Source organism: Gemmata sp., assembly GCF_051859125.1.
Lineage (GTDB): Bacteria > Planctomycetota > Planctomycetia > Gemmatales > Gemmataceae > Gemmata.
This window is the reverse complement of the sequence record NZ_JBHYGG010000056.1, coordinates 1-18,494: the sequence shown is the minus strand read 5'-3', so window position 1 is coordinate 18,494 and position 18,494 is coordinate 1. Positions and strand designations below refer to the sequence as shown.

Genomic DNA, 18,494 nt, shown 5'->3' with positions numbered 1-18,494 from the left:
GGGGGTGTGTCCACCCCCTCGCTGGCGCTCAGGGTTCGCCCCAGACGCTCCGCGCTCCGCACTTCCGCACGGCGACTTCACTTTTTCCGCGCAAGTTCCCCGGGCCCCCGCGTATGCTGGGACAACCGCCCCCGGGACTCGCGCCCGGCGCACCTGTTACAAACGCCCGCCGCCCCGGGCTCGTTCTCAGTAACGGGGAGAGTTGCACCGAAAGGAACAGCCCATGTTCGCCGCCACCCGGTGGTCCGTCCGCACGCTCGCGACCGTCGCCGCCCTCGGCCTCGCGTCGGCCCCGGCGTCGGCCCAGTTCGGGGTCGTGATCCCGAACGCCAAGAAGGCCCCGCAGCCGGTCAAGGCGAACCAGGTCGTGGTCCCGGCGGGTCCGAAGGTGCCGCAGGCGGGCGTCCCGCGGCAGCCCCAGGCGAACCGGCCGGTCCTCCAACCGTCGGTCAACAGCTTCCCCGGCTTCCCGACCTACCCGGCCGCGAACCCGTGGAACCCGGCCCTGAACAACCCGTTCGCCTCCCAGGGGTTCACCAACCCGCTCGTTAACCCGCGGCCGTTCAACCCGCTCTTCAACCCGCTGGTGAACAACAACCCGCTGATCCGCAACCCGCTCGTGGCGAACCCGCTGGTCAACAACAACCCGTTCGTGAACCCGCTCGCCAACCCGTTCATCGCCAACCCGCTGCTGGCGAACCCGCTCGCGATCAACCCGCTGGTGAACAACCCGTTCGCGCCGAACCCGCTCCTGAACAACCCGTTCGCGGTCAACCAGGCGGTCGGGTTCGCCCCGCCCGTGCCGGCGCACCAGCCCGGGACGCTGGTCTACAAGGGGCCGAACACGTTCGTGAACAACGCGACGGGTGCAGTGGTCCAGCCGGTAACCGGGACGACGTTCGCCGACGGCACGACGTACTACCGCCCGACCGGGATCGACCTGCCGAACTTCAACATCGGCGTGTTCACCCCGTACATCTGGTGACTGCCCCGACGGCTTGAAGTGTGGTCAACGAACCCGGCGGGTGACCCGCCGGGTTCTTCGATTTTCCCCGCCGCCCGAGGGAACCGCGATGCGAGTGGCCGGGATCGTGCTGTGCGGGGGGCGGTCATCGCGGATGGGCCGGCCGAAGGCGTGGCTGGCGTTCGGGAACGAGACGCTGCTCCAACGCACCGTGCGAACGCTCCGCGAAGCGGTCGATCCGGTGATCGTCGTCGCGGCCCCGGGTCAGGACGTTCCGCCGCTGCCGCCCGCTGTGCGAATCGTCCGCGACGAGATCGAGGACCGCGGCCCACTCGGCGGCCTCGCGGCCGGCCTCGCGGCGCTCGAAGGCATCGCCGACGCGGCGTACCTCTCGGCGTGCGACGTGCCGTTCCTGACGCCCGCGTTCGTGCGGCGGGTCATCGAGTTGCTCGGCGACGCGCCGATCGCCGTGCCGCGGGTCGGCGACCACTTCCACCCGCTCGCCGCGGCGTACCGCCTCTCGGTGCTCCCGCACGTCAACGAACTCCTCGCCGCGAACCGCCTCCGCGTCGCGAACCTGTTCGACGCCGTGCCCGTCCGAATCATTGGGCCCGTGGAACTCGCCGCGGCCGATCCGGAGTTCCGAGCGCTGAGCAACGTGAACACGCCGGACGAGTACCGTGAAGCTTTGCGGGGCGCGGGAGAACGGCCGGGATAAACGCGGCGGCACGGCTACAATTCCTCCTCCGACTCTCGACACCCGACTCCGAACGGCCGACATGCACCCACACAAGCAGCACCACGACCGCCACGCCGGGACCGACGCGAACAAGCAGTTCCTGCACAAGATCAGCCGGCAGAAGATCGACCCGCCGGCCGTCGCCCCGGGCGTCTCGACGGCCGACCTCATCGACTCCGCGTTCCTGTCGTACAACGGCGGCCGGCTCCGCGAGGGGTGCCAGCTCTTCGTCCGCAAGATGCTCGCCGACAACGGCACCGTCGGGCTCGCGCTCAGCGGCGCGCTGACCCCCGCGGGGCTCGGCATGTCGTGCCTGGTGCCGCTCATCGAGGCCGGGTTCGTCGACTGGATCGTCTCGACCGGCGCGAACCTGTACCACGACACGCACTACGCGCTGGGCATGGACCTGTTCCAGGCCGGGCCGAACCTGCCGGACCTGGAGCTGCGCGAGAACCAGGTCATCCGCATCTACGACATCGTCTTCGACTACGAGAACCTGCTCGGCACCGACAAGTTCTTCCGCACGCTGTGCCGCGGCGAGGCGTTCCAGAAGACCATGGGCACCGCCGAGTTCCACCACCTCGTCGGGAGCTACCTCGCCGAGCGCGAGGCGCAGACCGGCCGCACCGGGAAGTGCCTGCTGGCCGCGGCGGCCCGGTGCGGGGTGCCGGTGTTCACCAGTTCGCCGGGCGACAGCAGCATCGGCATGAACCTCGCCGCGCTCATGCTCGAGGGCGGCAAGCTCCGCATCGACCCGCTGCGGGACGTGAACCAGAGCGCCGCGGTGGTGTGGGACGCGAAGGCGAGCGGCGGCACGAGTTCGGTGTTCATCCTGGGCGGCGGGTCGCCGAAGAACTTCATGCTCCAGACCGAGCCGCAGATCCAGGAGGTACTTGGGCTGGCGGAGGCCGGGCACGACTACTTCCTGCAGTTCACCGACGCGCGGCCGGACACGGGCGGGCTGAGCGGCGCGACGCCGAGCGAGGCGATGACGTGGGGCAAGGTGGACCCGGACAAGCTCCCGGACTCGGTGACGTGCTACATCGACGCGACCGCGGCGCTCCCGCTCCTGACCGCGTACAGCCTGACCCGGTGCGAGAAGCGGCCGCTGAAGCGGCTCATGGACAAGTTCCCGGAGTTGACCCGCCGCCTGGAGGCCGGGTACGCTGAGACGCGGGCCAAGCGGGCCGAGTGACCCGCCCGCGCCCCGACAGAACCTCTCCGAGCGCGGACGCAAACGACCCGTGGGTTCGATCGGCGGTCGCAGATACAGGGAGAAGTGATGTCCCGACTCGTGTTGTTCGTCCTGGCGGCCGCGGTCGCCGGCGCGCCCGCCGGGGCCCAGGCCCCGAAGCCGGCCCCGAAGGCCCCACCGCCCGCGAAGCCCTGGTTCGTGGACGACACCAAGCTGTTCGAAGACTTCATGGCCGGGCTCCGCGAACTGGGCAAGGCCGGGAAGTGCCTCGCGCACGAGAAGCTCCACGACAAGATGAAGTCCGGGACGAGGGCGAAGCACGCACCGGCCCGGGCGGGCGACGCGGCGCTGGCGCCCGAAGAGGTGTACAAGCTCGCGCTGCCCAGCGTGTTCGTCGTCGGCAGCGTGTTCAAGGACAAGGACGGCGAGTGGCAGGACGGCCTGTACGCCACCGCGTGGGCCGCGTCCGCCGACGGCGTCCTCGTCTCGAACTGGCACGTCTTCGAGGACCTGGAGCCGAGCGAGGTGTTCGGCGTCACCGACCACAAGGGGAACGTGTACCCGGTCGTCGACTTCCTCGGCGGCGACAAGGCGGCCGACGTCGCCGTGTTCAGGATCGACGCCAAGGGGCTCGTCCCGCTCCCCGTCGCCGACGAGTTCGCGGCCGTCGGCTCGTGGGTCGGGGTGCTGAGCCACCCGGGCGACAACTTCTACCTGTACACGACCGGCAGCGTCACCCGGTACAGCACGAACAAGAACGACGAGGGCAAGCGCGAGCGGTGGATGGGGCTGACGGCCGAGTTCGCCGGCGGGTCGAGCGGGTCGCCGGTGCTCAACAAGTACGGGGCGGTGGTCGGCATGTCGGCGCTGACGCTGACGATCGAGGACGGGAGCACGGTCCCGGCCCCGGCGCAGGAGCGCCGCCGGCTGCGGGCGCGGCTCCGCGACGAGAAGCCGAAGGCCCCGCCGCCCAAGGAAAAGGAGAAGGACAAGCCCGAGCCGAAGGAGGAGGCGAAGCCGGCCCCCGGCGGCGCGACCGTGCAGATGGTGCTGAAGATGGCCGTCCCCGGCCCGACCATCCTCAAGTCGTTCGAGAAGTGACCCCGCCGAGCATCGGCAGGTCGAGCGCGTTCTCGCGGGCGCACTCGGCCGCCGACTCGTAGCCCGCGTCGGCGTGCCGCATCACACCGGTGCCGGGGTCGTTCCGCAGGACCCGGGCGATGCGCTTCGCGGCGGCCGCGGTGCCGTCGCAGACGATCACCATTCCCGCGTGCTGGCTGAACCCCATCCCGACCCCGCCGCCGTGGTGCAGCGACACCCACGTCGCCCCGCTCGCGGTGTTCAGCAGCGCGTTGAGCAAGGCCCAGTCCGACACCGCATCGGACCCGTCGCGCATCCCCTCGGTCTCGCGGTTCGGGCTGGCGACCGACCCCGAGTCGAGGTGGTCGCGGCCGATGACGACCGGCGCCGTCAACTCGCCCGACGCCACCATGTCGTTGAACGCGAGCCCGACGCGAGCGCGGTCCTTCAGCCCGAGCCAGCAGATGCGCGCCGGTAGCCCCTGGAACGCGATGCGGTTCTGCGCCAGGTCGAGCCAGCGGTGCAGTTGCGGGTTATCGGGGCAGAGTTCCTTCACCTTCGCGTCGGTTCGTGCGATGTCGGCCGGGTCGCCGGAAAGTGCCGCCCAGCGGAACGGGCCGATCCCCTCGCAGAACAACGGGCGAATGTACGCCGGCACGAACCCGGGGATGTCGAACGCGTTCGCGACGCCGGCGTCCTTCGCGACCTGCCGGATGTTGTTGCCGTAATCGAGCGCGACCGCGCCGCGCGACTGAAGCTCAAGCATCGCACGCACGTGAACCGCCATGGACTGCTTCGCGGCTTCGATCACCGCCTGCGGTTGGGTCTTCGCCTTGTCGCGCCACTCGGCGAGCGTCCAGTCCTGCGGAAGATAGCCGTTGAGCGGGTCGTGGGCGCTGGTCTGATCGGTGACCACGTCGGGCGTGATTCCGCGGGCGACGAGTTCGGCACACACGTCCGCTGCGTTGCCAACCAGTCCAACCGAGACGGCTTCTCCGTCTCGCATGATGGCGAGAGCCTCATCCAAACTTGCGCCCTTGCGGTCGAGGTAGCGCGTTCGCAAGCGGAAGTCGATACGGCTCTCGTCGCACTCGACGGCGAGCAGCGAGAACCCGGCCATCGTCGCCGCGAGCGGCTGCGCGCCGCCCATGCCGCCGAGGCCGCCGGTGAGGATCCACTTGCCCGCTGCGTTGCCGCCGAAGTGCTTGCGGGCCACGGCGGCGAACGTCTCGAAGGTGCCCTGCACGATGCCCTGCGTGCCGATGTAGATCCAGCTCCCGGCCGTCATCTGGCCGTACATCATCAGCCCCTTGCGGTCGAGTTCGTGGAAGTGGTCCCACGTCGCCCAGTGGGGCACGAGATTCGAGTTGGCGAGGAGCACTCTTGGCGCATCCGTATGCGTCGGGAACACACCGACGGGCTTGCCGGACTGGATGAGCAGGGTCTCGTCGTCGCCGAGTCGCCGCAGCACCTCGACGATCTTGTCGAAGCACTCCCAGTTGCGGGCGGCGCGGCCGATGCCGCCGTACACGACCAGTTCCGCCGGCCTCTCGGCGACCTCGGGGTCGAGGTTGTTCATGAGCATCCGCAGCGCCGCTTCGGTCGGCCACGACCGGCACGAGAGGGCGGTGCCGCGGGGAGCGCGAATGACGCGCGACGAGTCGTTGCGGGTGAAGGTCATGACAACTCCTCGGCGATTTCGGCAGCCTGCCACGCGATGCGGGCCGCCACCCGTGCGGCGCAACCGGCCGGGTCGAGGTGCGGGTTGAACTCGACCACGTCGACGGCCGCGACCTTCAGGTTCCGAATGATCCCCGCCACCAGCGGCAGCACGATCTCGAGCGCCACGCCTCGCGCCGCGGGGGCACTGACCGCGGGCATCGTCGCCGCCGGCAGTACGTCCAGGTCGATGCTCAGGTGGATCAGATCAACCCCGCCGCCGAGATCCGCCATGTCTCGAACGACACCGTCGAGGTTCCATGCGACGATGTCGGCGTCGCGGTGCCACCGTACGCCCAACTCGCGGGCACGGCCGAACAAGGCGAGCGTGTTCGACGGCTCCGCAACACCCACACACAGATACCGGAACGGCTTCCCGTTCGGATTGCACCACTTCGCCATCTGGTAGAACGGGGTTCCGGAGTTGCCGGGTTCGTCGGCCCGCAGATCGAGGTGCGCATCAATGTTGATGACGCCGACGTTCGCTTCTGGCTTCGCGGCGACGATGCCTTGAAACGTGCCCCACGCGGTTTCGTGCCCGCCGCCCAGCACGAGCGGGCGGTGGCCGGAACGAATCGCGTCGGCCACGACTTCCGCGAGCCGCGACTGTGCCCCTTCCATGTCGGCGTCGTCGCAGCGAACGTCGCCCGCGTCGTAGACCGGTGCCGCTTGGTGCCACGCGAGGTTCGCGAGCGCCGTGCGGATCGCGTGCGGGCCATCCTTCACGCCGACGCGGCCGCCGTTGCGGCGCACGCCCTCGTCACACGCGAAGCCGACCAGTACGACGCCCGGTGCGCCCCCCGGTGTCAGCGGCTTCACCATCTGGTGCCAGCGCAGCGCGTCCGGGCCGTCGGCCGTGTCGACGCGCCCCGTCCACACGCTCATGTCAGGCTCGGGCATGTCTTGCTCTTCTGTAGCTGGCCTCTGTGAGGCCGGCTCGTGTTGCGAAGGCGATCCCGGGGTCACAGACCCCGGCTACAACCGAGAACGACCCGTTCCGCGAGCGGAGTGACACCGAGGTGGCACACGATCTCGGCCGGGTGGAGCACGTCCCACACGAGGAAGTCCGCTCGCTTGCCGACTTCGAGCGTGCCGAAGCGGTCGCCGCGGCCGAGCGCCTTCGCCGCGTTACGGGTCACGCCTTCGAGCGCCTCTTCGGGCAAGAGACCGTACAGCACGCAGGCCATGTTCATCGCAATCCGCAGCGACGCGAACGGCGAGGTGCCCGGGTTCAGGTCGGTCGCCACGGCCATCGGCACCCCTGCGTTGCGGAGCGCTTCGACGGGCGGCTGCTGCTTCTCACGCAGGAAGTAGAACGCGCCCGGCAGCAGCACCGCGACCGTGCCGGCGTTCGCGAGAGCTTCGACGCCGGCCGCGTCGAGGTACTCGAGGTGGTCGACCGACCAGCCGCCGTGCCGGGCGACCAACTCCGCCCCGTGCTGGTTCGTGAGTTGTTCAACGTGCCCCTTCACCGCGAGCCCGTGCGCCTTCGCACTCGCGAAGATGCGGTCGCACTGGGCCGGCGAGAACGCGATCGACTCGCAGAACACGTCCACCGCTTCGGCGAGGTTCTCCTGCGCCGCAGCCGGAATCATCTCTGAACAGATCAGCGAAACGTAGTCGTCGGCGCGGCCCGCGAACTCGGGCGGAACGGCGTGCGCCGCGAGCAGCGTCGCGGACAACTCCACGCCCACTTCCCCCGCGACGCGCTTCGCCGCTCGCAGCATCTTGAGTTCGTCGGCGGTCGTGAGCCCGTAGCCCGACTTGATCTCGACGCACGTCACTCCCTCGGCCGCGAGCGCCCGCAGCCGCGGGAGCGCCAGCGCGACGAGTTCGTCCGCGGTTGCGGCTCGCGTCGCGCGAACCGACGACAGGATGCCGCCGCCGCGCTTCGCGATCTCGGTGTACGGCACCCCGGTGAGCCGGTCCTGCCAGTCGTTAGCGCGTGAGCCCGCCCAGATGAGGTGCGTGTGGCAGTCGCTGAACCCGGGCGTGACCCACTTCCCGCCGCAGTCCGTCACACGGCCCGTGAAGGCTCGCACTTCGGGTGCGTCGGGCGGCAGGACCGCTGCGATGGTGTTGCCCCGAACCGCGAGCGCCCAGCCGTCGCGCAGCCCGTAGGGCGCACTCACCGCCGGATCGAAGGTGAGGAGCCTTGCGTTCACCCACAGTGCGTCGGCGTCCATGGCGGGCCTCCGTGGCACGGTGCTACTCTGAAATCAACTCGCGGAACCGCTCGCCGAGCGCCGCCTCGATGTACGGCGTTACGCCAAAGAAGCGCTTCATCTCGCGGTACTCGGCGACGTGGGCCGCGTCGCCCGCCGGTGCGCCGCGGACGGCGCGGATCATCAGGTTGCGGGCCGTGTGCTCGGTGCTGACGAACTCGACCACGTCCGTGCGGTAGCCCATGATGCGCAGCGCGAGCGCGCGGAAGGCGTCGGTGATGAGGTCGGCGGTGCGCTCGCGGAGGATGCCGTGCCGCATCAGCGGCCGCAGCACCTCGGCCGGGCCGTCGGGGCGCAGTTCGCGGTTCAGTGCGTGGTGGCAGCACGGCACGCTCAGCAGCACCTTCGCCTCGCTGCGGACGGCTTGCGAGATGGCGTCGTCGGTCGCGGTGTCGCAGGCGTGCAGCGCGAGCACGATGTCGGGGGTCGCCTCCAGGCCGCCGATGCGGCCGCACGCGAACGCGAGCCCGTTCGCCGCGATCCGCTCCGACCGCTCGATGCTCTTGCGGATCACCTCCTCGTTCACGTCCACGCCGAGGACGCGGGCCTCCATCGCCAGCACGTTGTTCAGGTAGTGGTGCGCGGCGAGCGTGAGGTAGCTCGACCCGCACCCGCAGTCGAGGATCTCGACCGGTCGGCCCACGCGCCGGAGTTCCGCGGCGTCGAGGGCGTGGCGGAGTTGCTTCAAGAACTCGTTGATCTGCGTGAACTTCGCCCGCATCGTGGGCCGCACGCGGCCGTCGGCGGTCGCGACGCCCATCACTTCGAGGAGCCGGTCGGCGCGGCCCTCGGGGAGCGGCACGTCCTTCACGCGGTTGTGCGGCTCGGGCCCGGCCGCCTCGCTCGCCACCGCCCGACGGCCGACCAGCAGCTTGCCCTTCTTGGTGGTGCGGAGGTCGATCTCCTCGCCGTCGGTGGTGAGGTGGACGCCCGAGAACCCGACCGCGATCACCTCGTCGAGCGGCGCGGCGGCCTCGGCCGGGGGGTAGTTGCGGGTCGTGTCCTTCTTCGCGTCGAAGTACGAGAACTGGAGGTGCCACGCGCCGCGGAGTTCGACCGGCCGCACGACCACCCGCACCCACGGCGAGGCGACATCACCACGCGCGACACCCGCGAACGTCGCCCGGCGGAACCCCGGGCCGAGTACGGCCGCGGTGACAATCTGACCCAGCGATTCGCGGCCGTCGGTTCCCATGCCGGCATTTTACGGCGCTGGTCCGTCGCCCGTGATCGCGTACACTCTCGGAGCGCCCGCGAACGCTCGCACCGGCGTCCCATTCCCCCTCCCGACGGAGTCTCATATGCGCCTCTGGGCTCGCACCGCCTGTGCCCTCGCGGCCGTGGTCGCATCACTGGTCGTCGCCGCGTGCGGCCGGCAGTCGGAGTCGTCCCCGCCCGAAGCGACGCCCAAGAGCGACGCGGCACAACCTGCGAAGAAGGACGCCGGAGCCACCCTGGGCGACCGCGAGGCCAACCGCCAGACGAGCCTCGGCAACCTGAAGGATCTCGTTTACGCTGCACACAGCTACCACGACGTGATGGGCAGTTTCCCTCGGCAAGCCTGGGTGGAGGGAATGGCCGGAATGAAGTTGGTGCCCGGGGGGCTCAGTTGGCGAGTTCACCTTCTCAAGCAGTTGAAACATGAAGAGCTCTACAACCAGTTCAAGCTCGGCGAACCCTGGGACAGCGAGCACAACAAGAAGCTCATCGAGAAGATGCCGAAGGTTTACGTCAGCCCGGGAGTGCCAACTGAACCCGGCCAGACGTATTTCAAGCTGCTTGTCGGTCCCGGAACCGCATACGACCCAACGAAGCCGGCTCCGAGCGTGATCATGAACGACGGCAGTTCCAACACGATCATGATTGTCGAGGGCGGCGGTCCGGTGACCTGGACGAAGCCGGACGACATCACCATCGACCTCTCGAAGCCGCTCCCGGATCTGAGCCTGGCCGGAGACCGCACGGTGAACGTCGCCATGTTTGACGCAAACCAACGGGTTCTGGACCTCGACAAGTTGTCCGAAGCCACGCTCAAAGCCGCGATCACCCCGGCGGGCAAGGACGTGCTCGGACCGGATTGGAACTCGGGTGCGCGGTTGATCCCGAAGAAAAAGGAACCCGTGGCCCCGAGCCCACCGCGCAGGTCGTCGAGCCGCTGACGGTCGCCTCCCCGCATTTCCTTGTGCCGCCCCCGTGGGGCGGCCGCTAAACTGTTCTTACCCCCGCCCCGCACCCCCTCCTTCGCGGAACCGCACATGCAGCCCCTCTCGCGCCGCGACATGCTCACCCGCACCGCCAACGGGTTCGGTGCGGCCGCCCTCGCCGCGCTCCTCGCCGACGACGGCCGCGCCAGCGCCGCAGAGACGCCCGACCCGTTCGCGCCCAAGAAGCCGCAGTTCCCCGCCAAGGCCAAGAGCGTCATCGTCCTGTTCATGGACGGCGGCGTGAGCCAGGTCGACTCGTTCGACCCCAAGCCGATGCTCGACAAGTTCAACGGCAAGCCGTTCCCGTCGAAGGTCGAGCCGACGCAGTTCAACAACATCGGCAACACGCTCGGCAGCCCGTGGAAGTTCAAGAAGTACGGCCAGAGCGGGTTGCCCGTCAGCGACCTGTTCCCGAACATTGGCGCGTGCGCCGACGACCTCGCGGTGATCCGCTCGATGGTCGCCAACTTCCCCGAGCACACGAACGCGAACTACTTCTACCACAGCGGCAGCGGGCTCCAGGGCCGGCCCAGCATGGGCTCGTGGGTCACCTACGGCCTCGGCAGCGAGTGCCGCGACCTGCCCGGGTTCGTCGTGCTCGGCAGCGGCATGGTCCCCCCGGGCGGCATCGACTGCTTCGGCAGCGGGTTCCTCCCGGCCGCGTACCAGGGGTCGATGTTCCGGAACGGTGCGCACCCAGTCTCGGACCTCACCCCGGCCGGCGGGCAGAGCGCGAAGACCACCGCCGCCAAGCGCGACCTGCTCCGCAGCCTCGACAAGATGGCGAAGGAGCGGTTTGGCGAGAACGACGCCTTCGAGGCCGCCGTCGCCAACTACGAGCTGTCGTTCCGCATGCAGACGGCCGTACCCGACCTCGCCGACCTCTCGAAGGAGACCGAGGCGACGAAGTCGATGTACGGCCTCGACGCGAAGGAGACCGAGGTGTTCGGCCGGCAGTGCCTGATCGCCCGGCGGATGGTCGAGAAGGGGGTGCGGTTCGTTGAACTGCTGTGCCAGAACCTCGGCCACGACCGCTGGGACCAGCACTCGAACCTCAAGAAGGGCCACGAGGACAACGCCCGCGCCGTCGACAAGCCGATCGCCGCGCTCCTCAAGGACCTGAAGCAGCGCAAGCTGCTCGACAGCACGCTCGTGGTGTGGGGCGGGGAGTTCGGCCGCACGCCGATGGCCCAGGGCAGCGACGGCCGCGACCACAACCCGCACGGGTTCTCGATGTGGCTCGCCGGCGGCGGCACCAAGGGCGGCACAGTGTACGGCGAGACCGACGAGTTCGGCTACCACGCGATCAAGGACAAGGTCGAGGTCCACGACCTGCACGCGACGATGCTCCACCTGCTCGGGTTCGACCACACCAAGCTGACGTACCGGTTCGGCGGCCGCGACATGCGGCTCACCGACGTCCACGGCGAGGTCGTGAAGGGCGTCCTGGCGTAGTGGCGTGGGGCGACACCAAGACGAGGCGAGATTGGCCGCGAAAAAGCACAAAAGCCACAAAGGAAGACGGCAGAGAAGACGAGGCGACCCGGTTCACGGGTCGCCTCTCCTTTTGTGACTTTTGTGCTTTTTCGCGGCCAATCCGTCTTCTCCGATCCTTCACCGCGCATTTCGCGGCGCTCGCTTGCCCCTTGTGCGGCGGCAGGTTCCAATATCGGGGTTCCGTCAACTCCGGGAACCCACACCAATGCGCCGCCCGCTACTCGCCCTCGCCCTGCTCGCACTCGCGACGACCGCACGCGCCGACGACCCGAAGGTGCTCACGAAGATCGCGTTCGGGTCGTGCGCCGACCAGGACAAGCCGCTGCCCATCTTCGACACGATGGCCGCCGCCAAGCCGGACCTGCTCGTCCTCCTCGGCGACAACATGTACGCCGACCTCGACCGCAAGTTGAAGGTCACCCCCGACGTCATCCGCGAGAAGTACAAGCTGATGGAGAAGGTGCCCGGGTTCGCGAAGCTCAAGGCGACGTGCCCGATGGTCGGCACCTGGGACGACCACGACTACGGCAAGAACGACGCGGGCGTCGAGTGGGAGCACAAGGACGAGGCGCAACAGGCGCTGCTCGACTTCTTCGGCGTCGCGAAGGACGACCCGCGCCGCACCCGCAAGGGGGTGTACCACGCCGAAATCTACGGCCCGCCCGGCAAGCGCGTGCAGGTGATCCTGCTCGACACACGGTACTTCCGCAGCCCGATCAAGAAGGCCCCGTTCGACCCGAAGACCCGCATCTCCGCGTGCCTCCCCAACACCGACCCGGACGCCACGTTCCTCGGGGCCGAGCAGTGGAAGTGGCTCGAAGAGCAGCTCAAGAAGCCGGCCGAGGTGCGGTTGCTCGCGTCGAGCATCCAGCTCGTGTCGGACGACCACCCGTTCGAGAAGTGGGCGAACATCCCGAAGGAGCGCGAGAAGTTGCACGCGCTGCTCAACAGCACGGGGGCCAACGGCGTGATCGTCCTGAGCGGGGACCGGCACCTCGCCGAGATCTCGCTCGACACGAAGGCGATCGGCTACCCGCTGTACGACGTGACGTCGAGCGGGTTCAACCAGGCGTCGAAGAACTGGCGCGCCCCCGAGGCGAACAGCAAGCGGCTCGCGGCGATGCCGTTCGGTGACAACTTCGGGTTCATCACCATCGACTGGTCGGGCGACGACCCGCGGGTGGCGGTGCAGGTCCGCGACGAGGACGGCGACGCGACCGGCGGGTTCAAGGTGCGGCTGAGCACGCTGAAGGGGACCGGGACCGGGGCCGCGACGCCCGTGGTCGATGAGAAGCTCCCGGACGGGGTGCTGTCCCCGGCGGCCGCGGCGAAGAAGGTCGGCGAGAAGGTGACGGTCCAGTACACCGTGGCGTCGGTGGGCGGGAAGGCGAACCTGTACCTGAACACGAACAAGGACTTCCGGGCGAAGGACAACTTCGCGGTGGTGCTGCCGACCAAGGTGCAGACCGGCAAGTGGGAGAAGGCCGGGGCCGAGACGTTCGTGGGCAAGACGGTCCGCGCGACCGGCACCATCAAGCTCAACAAGGAATCGCCGCAACTCGAGGTCGCCGACCCGAAGGACCTGGAGATCGTGGAGAAGTGACGCCGGCCGCGGCAACCCAAGTCGGTCGCCGCCCACCTACGGCAACTCATACCAACCCGGGGTAACAGAGTAACCCGTGGTATTGACCTCCCCCCTGGTGGAGGAGGTTGCTCCGAGTCTTCGAGGAGCGGGTGGGGGGACGCCTCTGCGCGTCTATTGCCTTCCCCCACCCGGCTCGCAGAGCCTCGCCACCCTCCCCCACCAGGGGCATTGGTATCTACACAAGTGGGGGCGGGTTGCAAGTTCTGTGCATGCGAGAGATTACCTTACCGCTTCTGGAGCATCGGCTCCAGAAGCGGTACCACAAACTGGTTCGGTCCCACATGCGTAGCGCATCCCCACTGGCCGCGGGCGTGGCCAGTCTGCCCGACAAGGGGCAGGCGTTTGCTGCGGTACAAGGTGCGTGGCGGTTCCACAACAACGAGCGCGTCACCCTTCCCGCGCTGGTCGAACCCCTCCGGGCCGCGGGACGGAACCGGGTCGCAACCACGACCGCGCCCTTTGCCCTGCTGGTACACGACTGGTCCAAACTCACCTACGCTCCGGGCGACAAGACGGACCTGGCCCAGTTGACCCACGCAGCGGACGTGGGCTACGAACTCACCACCGCCCTGCTGGTCAGCGCCGATGACGGCAGCCCGCTGGCGCCCATGGAGGTCCACTGCCGGACCGCAGCGGGGTTCCTGAGTACCCGGCCCCGGGCCCGCGCCGCGGACCACCTGGGTCAGGTGCTCCCGACCATGGCGGCCAGCACCACCTGGGGCCTGTCCAAGCCCACGTTGCACGTGATCGACCGGGAGGCGGACTCGGTGGGTCACTACCGCCGGTGGCACCGGGCCGGACACAAGTTCCTCGTGCGGGTGGACGACCGCCACGTCCTGTGGGACGGGTCCCGGTGCCGGTTGAGCGGGGTCCGCCGGTCGTTGGGCCGCGGGCGCCACTTCCGGCAGGCCGGTGGGGCGGGGGGGGCGTCGTACCGGGGCCGGGCGGCGACCCTGTTCCTCGCCGAGACCGAGGTGGTGTTGGATCGGGCGGCCAAGCGGAAGGTCGACGGGCGGAGTACCGCCGTGGCGGGTGCGCCGCTGACGTTGCGGTTGGTTCTGGTGCAGGTGCGCGGCGGCACGGGCGCGATCCTGGCGGAGTGGCTGCTGCTCTCGAACGCCCCGCGTGCGTGGGCCACGACGGAGCAACCGGCCCGGAGTTACTACTGGCGGTGGCGGATCGAGCACGACCACCCCGGGGCCGAATACTTCCGTGCCGAGGTCGCACTGTCGCAGGCGATCGGGGACGAGGCGGTGCCGCTGCGACGCTCGCTCCTTAACCTGATTTCGCGTCTCCCCGCCGACTGGCAGCGGCGCTTCGAGCAGCCGGACCTGCTGCTCGCGCCGCCGGTCCCGTTCCGTCCCGCGTGGTGGGCGGCTAACGCACATTGCCCGGTCGCGTACCGCTCGCTGCCGAACCTCGACCACGCAGCGTTCGACCCCGGTCTGCCGTGGCTGACCACGAAAGGCGTGGAGGAGCAAGTGGATCAGGTGCAGCACATCGCGAGGGAATTGGTTGCCCTTGCTTCGGTTCAACTCCGCGCAGCCGACTTGGGACTCACTCTCCCACTCGGGTTCGAGGCGTTTGCGTACGACTTCCCGCGGCGGGACGCCGTCTCGCGGGCCACCCCCTGCTTTGAAGTCCTACTCCACGATGCGACGATCATCGGCTTCCCGCGCGTCGGCGAAGGCCACCTCGTCTCGTTCTTCGGCGACATGAACTACCGTAACTCGCACCAACTCACACGGGCTCTGTACCTCGTCCCGGGAACCGCGTTCCACTGTGTCGTGGTGTTCGAACTGGGCGACGACGCCGATAACCCGTATCCGAACGACCCGAACGTGATCTACTACTGCGCCCCGTCATTCCAGACGTTCCTGTTAGGAGTTACGCAGTTCACGGGGTTGCGAGGGTCAGGGAGGGTCGGGCGAGGTAGGCCCGGACGGCGTCGCGGATGATCCCCACCTTGGCCTCGAACCAACTCACCCCGGTGGTGAACCGGTGCCGCTCGAGCCGGACGAACGCCCGGATCGACCACCCGATGTGGTTCCGCTGGGCCTTGGCCATCCGGGTCTGGCACCGCTCCACCCCGGTGAACTGCTTGAGTCCCCGGTGGTACTCCTCCACCGACCACGACAGCTCCGCGAACACCAGCCGCCCCACGTCGTCCAGCCCGGTGTCGTTGGTCACCCAGTGCTCCGCGCCGCCGTCTCGGGCGGCCGTCCGGAACACCTTGACCAGTCCGAACCCGGGCAGCCACACCACCGTCCCGGCTTCGGTGATCGGCACGGCCGTGACCGCCGTCGGCTCCCCGCGGTCGAGCCGGACCAACCGGTTCCCCTGCAGGCGGGTCACGAACACCCACCCGTAGGACCGGATCTGCTTGAGCATCTCGACGGCCGCGTACCAGCTGTCGAACAGCACGCACCGGGGCCGGAACCCGCGGCCCCGCGCCTCGGCGAGCAGGTCCCGCAGGTGGTCGTTCTTGGTCCTCCCGTCGACCGCCTTGTGGTAGAGCCGGTAGTCGGTCGGGTACATCCGGTCGCCGTCGGTCCACACCAGGGTGAGCAGGTTGATCCCGTCGACCACCCGGTAGTGCTTCCCGGACCAGTGCCGGGTGACCAGTTGGATGTGGCTCGCGTGCGGCTTGTCGAGGGTGGTGTCGTCGGCCACCAGCACCCCGGCGTCCCGGTCGACGAGCGGCCGGACCTCGGCCCACAGGGCGGGTGGGTCGGGCTCCAACCGGTGGAGCAACCGGGTGGAGGCGTCGTGGGGGGGCTTGGGCGGGCGGTCGGGGGACCGGTCGGGTTGCACGCGGGCGGCCTCCGTGGCGGTACACGCCCGGGGCGTGGCCAGGAGGAACTGGATGTAGTCCTCAGCGGTACAACGCGGTGGGTTCATGACCTCATCGCTACCCCCGGCCCGAGGAGTCGGCTTGCTGGACATCCGTACCCAACTGCGTAACTCCTTCCGGTATCGTTGGTGGCGCGGGGTGTGAAACAGGTGGGACCGGCACGAACGAAAGGTGCGATAATGGCGTGGCGGGCGGGGGCCGAGCTGTTCGCGGACGTGTGGCCGCTGATCCAGTACCGCGTCCGCGACAGGCGGCAGCGGCACGAGTTCACCGCTTCACTGCTGCGCCTGCTCGTCGAGCACGACACCGACCCGACCGACGTGGCCGACCTTCACCCCGAGGTCCGAGCCGCGCTCGCGAGCATTGGGATCGAGACACCACACGAGAGCGAAGCCGAACAAGCCGTGATCGATTGCGCCAGGCATCTTGAGTCCGCCGAGGCCTCAGCCCGTGCAACTGCGGCCGAGGCGCTCCGGCACTTCGCTCCCCTTGCGGACGAGCCGCGCCGAGCGGCCGTTCACGTTCTACCTGCTCTGATCAAACTTCTCCGCGACCCCGTCCCGCGGGTGGCCCGCGCGGCCGCCATGTCGGTCCGTGAACTGGTGCCGGTGGCGCGACCGATCCCCACAAAGATTATGGCGAAACTCCGGGCCGCGGCCCGGCACGCGGACGAGGTCGTTGCCAAGCGGATTCGCGAGGCGATCGTTCGCGCCGAACGGGCCTGAACGGGTCCGGCACGCTGGCTCCTTGATCAATGTTCTCCCCGAACCGCAGCGGTTGTTCGCGAGGAGTTGGGGATCGTGTGCGAGGAGTCGGGCATCGTTCGCGAGGAGTTCGGGGCGTGTGCGAGGAGTTCGGGGCGTGTGCGAGGAGTTCACATCGGTTGCGGAGACCCCTCCCCCACCCCTCCGCAACCAATGGCGTTGATTTGAGCGAATCCGGTACAATCCCGTGGCGGTTCGGGCTTTCCACTCCCCCCGCGCTGCGACTACAATCACTCACACCACCGGCGCCCCGACCTCCGCCGCCCGTCCCGTTTTGCTTGCTCGGCCGCCTGCTCCGTCCGCCGACCGATTGATGGCTCGCTTGCGTCTCACGGCCGCTCCGCACTCTTGCGGCGGCCCCGACTGGATTCTGGGACTCTCAGCATGTCCGACCCGCGCACCACGGCGCACGGGGTGCTCGAACTGCACCCCAAGGGTTACGGGTTCCTCCGCAACCCCGCGCGCCACTACGCCCCCACCCCGGCCGACGCCTACGTGTCGGGGGCGCTGATCGACAAGTTCCGCCTCGCCGAAGGGCTCCGGCTCGGCGGCCCGCTCGAGCAGGCCCGCCGCGGCCAGACCGGCCCGCGGATCGCCACCGTCGAGACCATCGAGGGGGCCGAGGCCAAGCTGTTCCGCCGGCGGAGCTGGGAGGAACTCACCGCCACCGACCCCACGAAGTGGATCCGGCTCGAGACCGGCCCGGAGCCGCTGACGACCCGCGTAATGGACATGTTCACGCCGATCGGCATGGGCCAGCGGGGGCTCATCGTCGCCCCGCCCCGGTCGGGCAAGACGGTCCTGCTCCAGCACATCGCCCAGGCCGTCATCAAGAACCACCCGGCGATGCACCTCATGGTGCTGCTCGTCGACGAGCGGCCGGAGGAGGTCACCGACATCCGCCGCACGCTGATCGGCCCGCCGCCCAAGCCCGGCGAGCCGCCCGCGGCCGACCCGCCGCCGTGCGAGGTCATCGCGTCGAGTTCGGACCGCGACACCGCGAGCCACATCCGCCTCGCCGGGCTGGTGGTCGAGCGGGCCAAGCGGCTCACCGAGATGGGCCGCGACACGTTCGTGCTGCTCGACAGCCTCACCCGGCTCGCCCGGGCGCACAACAAGACGGCCGGCAGCGGGCGGACCATGTCCGGCGGCGTCGACTCGAAGGCCCTGGAGGTGCCGAAGCGGCTGTTCGGCAGCGCCCGCGCGTTCGAGGAGGGCGGCTCCCTGACGATCCTCGGCACCGCACTTATTGAGACCGGGAGCCGCATGGACGAGGTGATCTTCCAGGAGTTCAAGGGCACCGGGAACATGGAACTGGTGCTGAACCGGGCGCTCGCCGAGCGCCGGGTGTACCCGGCCATCGACCTCGGCGCGTCCGGCACCCGCAAGGAAGAACGGCTCCTCCCGCCCGACATGCTGGAGCAGATCACGCTCGTGCGCCGCAGCCTGATGCAGATGAAGCCGGTCGAGGCGATGGAGGGCATGGTGAAGCAACTGAGCAAGACCAAGTCGAACGCCGAGTTCCTCATGACCGTGAGCAAGTTCGTGCGGTGACGCGCGAAGCCGGTGGGTGAACGGGGTCGGGGGCGGGAACCCAGGTGGTTCCCG

General features: G+C 69.1%; 15 protein-coding genes. 10 read left to right on the top strand and 5 right to left on the bottom strand.

Annotated elements, in window-relative coordinates:
- Nucleotides 1-223 precede the first annotated feature (223 nt).
- From ACTIGN_RS06985 to ACTIGN_RS06970, 4 genes are all read left to right on the top strand, one after another.
- Nucleotides 224-985, top strand: a complete 762-nt coding sequence (locus tag ACTIGN_RS06985) for a hypothetical protein (RefSeq protein ID WP_439622192.1) — start codon at nucleotides 224-226, stop codon at nucleotides 983-985.
- Between the two features lie 88 nt (nucleotides 986-1,073).
- The gene (mobA, locus tag ACTIGN_RS06980; RefSeq protein WP_439622190.1) at nucleotides 1,074-1,682 is read left to right on the top strand and encodes a molybdenum cofactor guanylyltransferase; all 609 of its coding nucleotides are present in this window, start codon (nucleotides 1,074-1,076) and stop codon (nucleotides 1,680-1,682) included.
- Between the two features lie 61 nt (nucleotides 1,683-1,743).
- Complete coding sequence (locus tag ACTIGN_RS06975) at nucleotides 1,744-2,898, top strand: homospermidine biosynthesis protein (RefSeq protein WP_439622188.1); 1,155 nt, start codon at nucleotides 1,744-1,746, stop codon at nucleotides 2,896-2,898.
- 87 nt (nucleotides 2,899-2,985) lie between these two features.
- Nucleotides 2,986-3,999, top strand: a complete 1,014-nt coding sequence (locus ACTIGN_RS06970; protein WP_439622186.1) for a S1 family peptidase — start codon at nucleotides 2,986-2,988, stop codon at nucleotides 3,997-3,999.
- Here ACTIGN_RS06970 and hutU read toward each other — a convergent pair.
- From hutU to ACTIGN_RS06950, 4 genes are all read right to left on the bottom strand, one after another.
- Nucleotides 3,980-5,659 (bottom strand): urocanate hydratase, encoded by a 1,680-nt coding sequence (gene hutU, locus ACTIGN_RS06965; RefSeq protein ID WP_439622184.1) that lies wholly within the window; start codon nucleotides 5,657-5,659, stop codon nucleotides 3,980-3,982. The two genes, ACTIGN_RS06970 and hutU, sit on opposite strands and share 20 nt — an antisense overlap.
- On the bottom strand, nucleotides 5,656-6,597 hold the full coding sequence (gene hutG, locus ACTIGN_RS06960) for a formimidoylglutamase (RefSeq protein WP_439622182.1): 942 nt from the start codon (nucleotides 6,595-6,597) through the stop codon (nucleotides 5,656-5,658). Before hutG ends, hutU begins: the two co-directional genes overlap by 4 nt.
- 62 nt (nucleotides 6,598-6,659) lie before the next feature.
- Nucleotides 6,660-7,883 (bottom strand): imidazolonepropionase, encoded by a 1,224-nt coding sequence (hutI, locus tag ACTIGN_RS06955; RefSeq protein WP_439622180.1) that lies wholly within the window; start codon nucleotides 7,881-7,883, stop codon nucleotides 6,660-6,662.
- 22 nt (nucleotides 7,884-7,905) lie between these two features.
- On the bottom strand, nucleotides 7,906-9,117 hold the full coding sequence (locus ACTIGN_RS06950; protein WP_439622178.1) for a class I SAM-dependent methyltransferase: 1,212 nt from the start codon (nucleotides 9,115-9,117) through the stop codon (nucleotides 7,906-7,908).
- Between the two features lie 106 nt (nucleotides 9,118-9,223).
- Here ACTIGN_RS06950 and ACTIGN_RS06945 point away from each other — a divergent pair, with 106 nt between their 5' ends.
- The 4 genes from ACTIGN_RS06945 to ACTIGN_RS06930 all read left to right on the top strand — a co-directional run bounded on the left by ACTIGN_RS06945 (nucleotide 9,224) and on the right by ACTIGN_RS06930 (nucleotide 15,226).
- Nucleotides 9,224-10,081, top strand: coding sequence for a DUF1559 family PulG-like putative transporter (locus tag ACTIGN_RS06945; RefSeq protein WP_439622176.1), 858 nt, complete (start codon nucleotides 9,224-9,226; stop codon nucleotides 10,079-10,081).
- A gap of 96 nt (nucleotides 10,082-10,177) precedes the next feature.
- A complete protein-coding gene (locus ACTIGN_RS06940) occupies nucleotides 10,178-11,581 on the top strand; it encodes a DUF1501 domain-containing protein (RefSeq protein WP_439622174.1) in 1,404 nt (467 codons plus the stop codon).
- 247 nt (nucleotides 11,582-11,828) lie between these two features.
- Nucleotides 11,829-13,226 carry an alkaline phosphatase D family protein gene (locus ACTIGN_RS06935; protein ID WP_439622172.1) on the top strand — a complete coding sequence of 466 codons (1,398 nt, stop codon included), beginning with the start codon at nucleotides 11,829-11,831 and terminating at the stop codon, nucleotides 13,224-13,226.
- Between the two features lie 323 nt (nucleotides 13,227-13,549).
- On the top strand, nucleotides 13,550-15,226 hold the full coding sequence (locus ACTIGN_RS06930; RefSeq protein WP_439622170.1) for a hypothetical protein: 1,677 nt from the start codon (nucleotides 13,550-13,552) through the stop codon (nucleotides 15,224-15,226).
- Here ACTIGN_RS06930 and ACTIGN_RS06925 read toward each other — a convergent pair.
- Nucleotides 15,165-16,169, bottom strand: coding sequence for an IS701 family transposase (locus ACTIGN_RS06925; protein WP_439622168.1), 1,005 nt, complete (start codon nucleotides 16,167-16,169; stop codon nucleotides 15,165-15,167). The two genes, ACTIGN_RS06930 and ACTIGN_RS06925, sit on opposite strands and share 62 nt — an antisense overlap.
- Before the next feature lie 132 nt (nucleotides 16,170-16,301).
- Here ACTIGN_RS06925 and ACTIGN_RS06920 point away from each other — a divergent pair, with 132 nt between their 5' ends.
- On the top strand, nucleotides 16,302-16,847 hold the full coding sequence (locus tag ACTIGN_RS06920) for a HEAT repeat domain-containing protein (protein WP_439622166.1): 546 nt from the start codon (nucleotides 16,302-16,304) through the stop codon (nucleotides 16,845-16,847).
- A 423-nt stretch (nucleotides 16,848-17,270) separates the two neighbouring features.
- Nucleotides 17,271-18,440 carry a transcription termination factor Rho gene (gene rho / locus ACTIGN_RS06915; protein ID WP_439622164.1) on the top strand — a complete coding sequence of 390 codons (1,170 nt, stop codon included), beginning with the start codon at nucleotides 17,271-17,273 and terminating at the stop codon, nucleotides 18,438-18,440.
- Nucleotides 18,441-18,494 lie beyond the last annotated feature (54 nt).

What these genes read in the sequence shown, in the direction of transcription:
- ACTIGN_RS06985 (WP_439622192.1), top strand. Translation starts at nt 224, where the DNA reads ATGTTCGCCGCCACCCGGTGGTCCGTCCGCACGCTCGCGACCGTCGCC.
- mobA (WP_439622190.1), top strand. Translation starts at nt 1,074, where the DNA reads ATGCGAGTGGCCGGGATCGTGCTGTGCGGGGGGCGGTCATCGCGGATG.
- ACTIGN_RS06975 (WP_439622188.1), top strand. Translation starts at nt 1,744, where the DNA reads ATGCACCCACACAAGCAGCACCACGACCGCCACGCCGGGACCGACGCG.
- ACTIGN_RS06970 (WP_439622186.1), top strand. Translation starts at nt 2,986, where the DNA reads ATGTCCCGACTCGTGTTGTTCGTCCTGGCGGCCGCGGTCGCCGGCGCG.
- hutU (WP_439622184.1), bottom strand. Translation starts at nt 5,659, where the DNA reads ATGACCTTCACCCGCAACGACTCGTCGCGCGTCATTCGCGCTCCCCGC.
- hutG (WP_439622182.1), bottom strand. Translation starts at nt 6,597, where the DNA reads ATGCCCGAGCCTGACATGAGCGTGTGGACGGGGCGCGTCGACACGGCC.
- hutI (WP_439622180.1), bottom strand. Translation starts at nt 7,883, where the DNA reads ATGGACGCCGACGCACTGTGGGTGAACGCAAGGCTCCTCACCTTCGAT.
- ACTIGN_RS06950 (WP_439622178.1), bottom strand. Translation starts at nt 9,117, where the DNA reads ATGGGAACCGACGGCCGCGAATCGCTGGGTCAGATTGTCACCGCGGCC.
- ACTIGN_RS06945 (WP_439622176.1), top strand. Translation starts at nt 9,224, where the DNA reads ATGCGCCTCTGGGCTCGCACCGCCTGTGCCCTCGCGGCCGTGGTCGCA.
- ACTIGN_RS06940 (WP_439622174.1), top strand. Translation starts at nt 10,178, where the DNA reads ATGCAGCCCCTCTCGCGCCGCGACATGCTCACCCGCACCGCCAACGGG.
- ACTIGN_RS06935 (WP_439622172.1), top strand. Translation starts at nt 11,829, where the DNA reads ATGCGCCGCCCGCTACTCGCCCTCGCCCTGCTCGCACTCGCGACGACC.
- ACTIGN_RS06930 (WP_439622170.1), top strand. Translation starts at nt 13,550, where the DNA reads ATGCGTAGCGCATCCCCACTGGCCGCGGGCGTGGCCAGTCTGCCCGAC.
- ACTIGN_RS06925 (WP_439622168.1), bottom strand. Translation starts at nt 16,169, where the DNA reads ATGAACCCACCGCGTTGTACCGCTGAGGACTACATCCAGTTCCTCCTG.
- ACTIGN_RS06920 (WP_439622166.1), top strand. Translation starts at nt 16,302, where the DNA reads ATGGCGTGGCGGGCGGGGGCCGAGCTGTTCGCGGACGTGTGGCCGCTG.
- rho (WP_439622164.1), top strand. Translation starts at nt 17,271, where the DNA reads ATGTCCGACCCGCGCACCACGGCGCACGGGGTGCTCGAACTGCACCCC.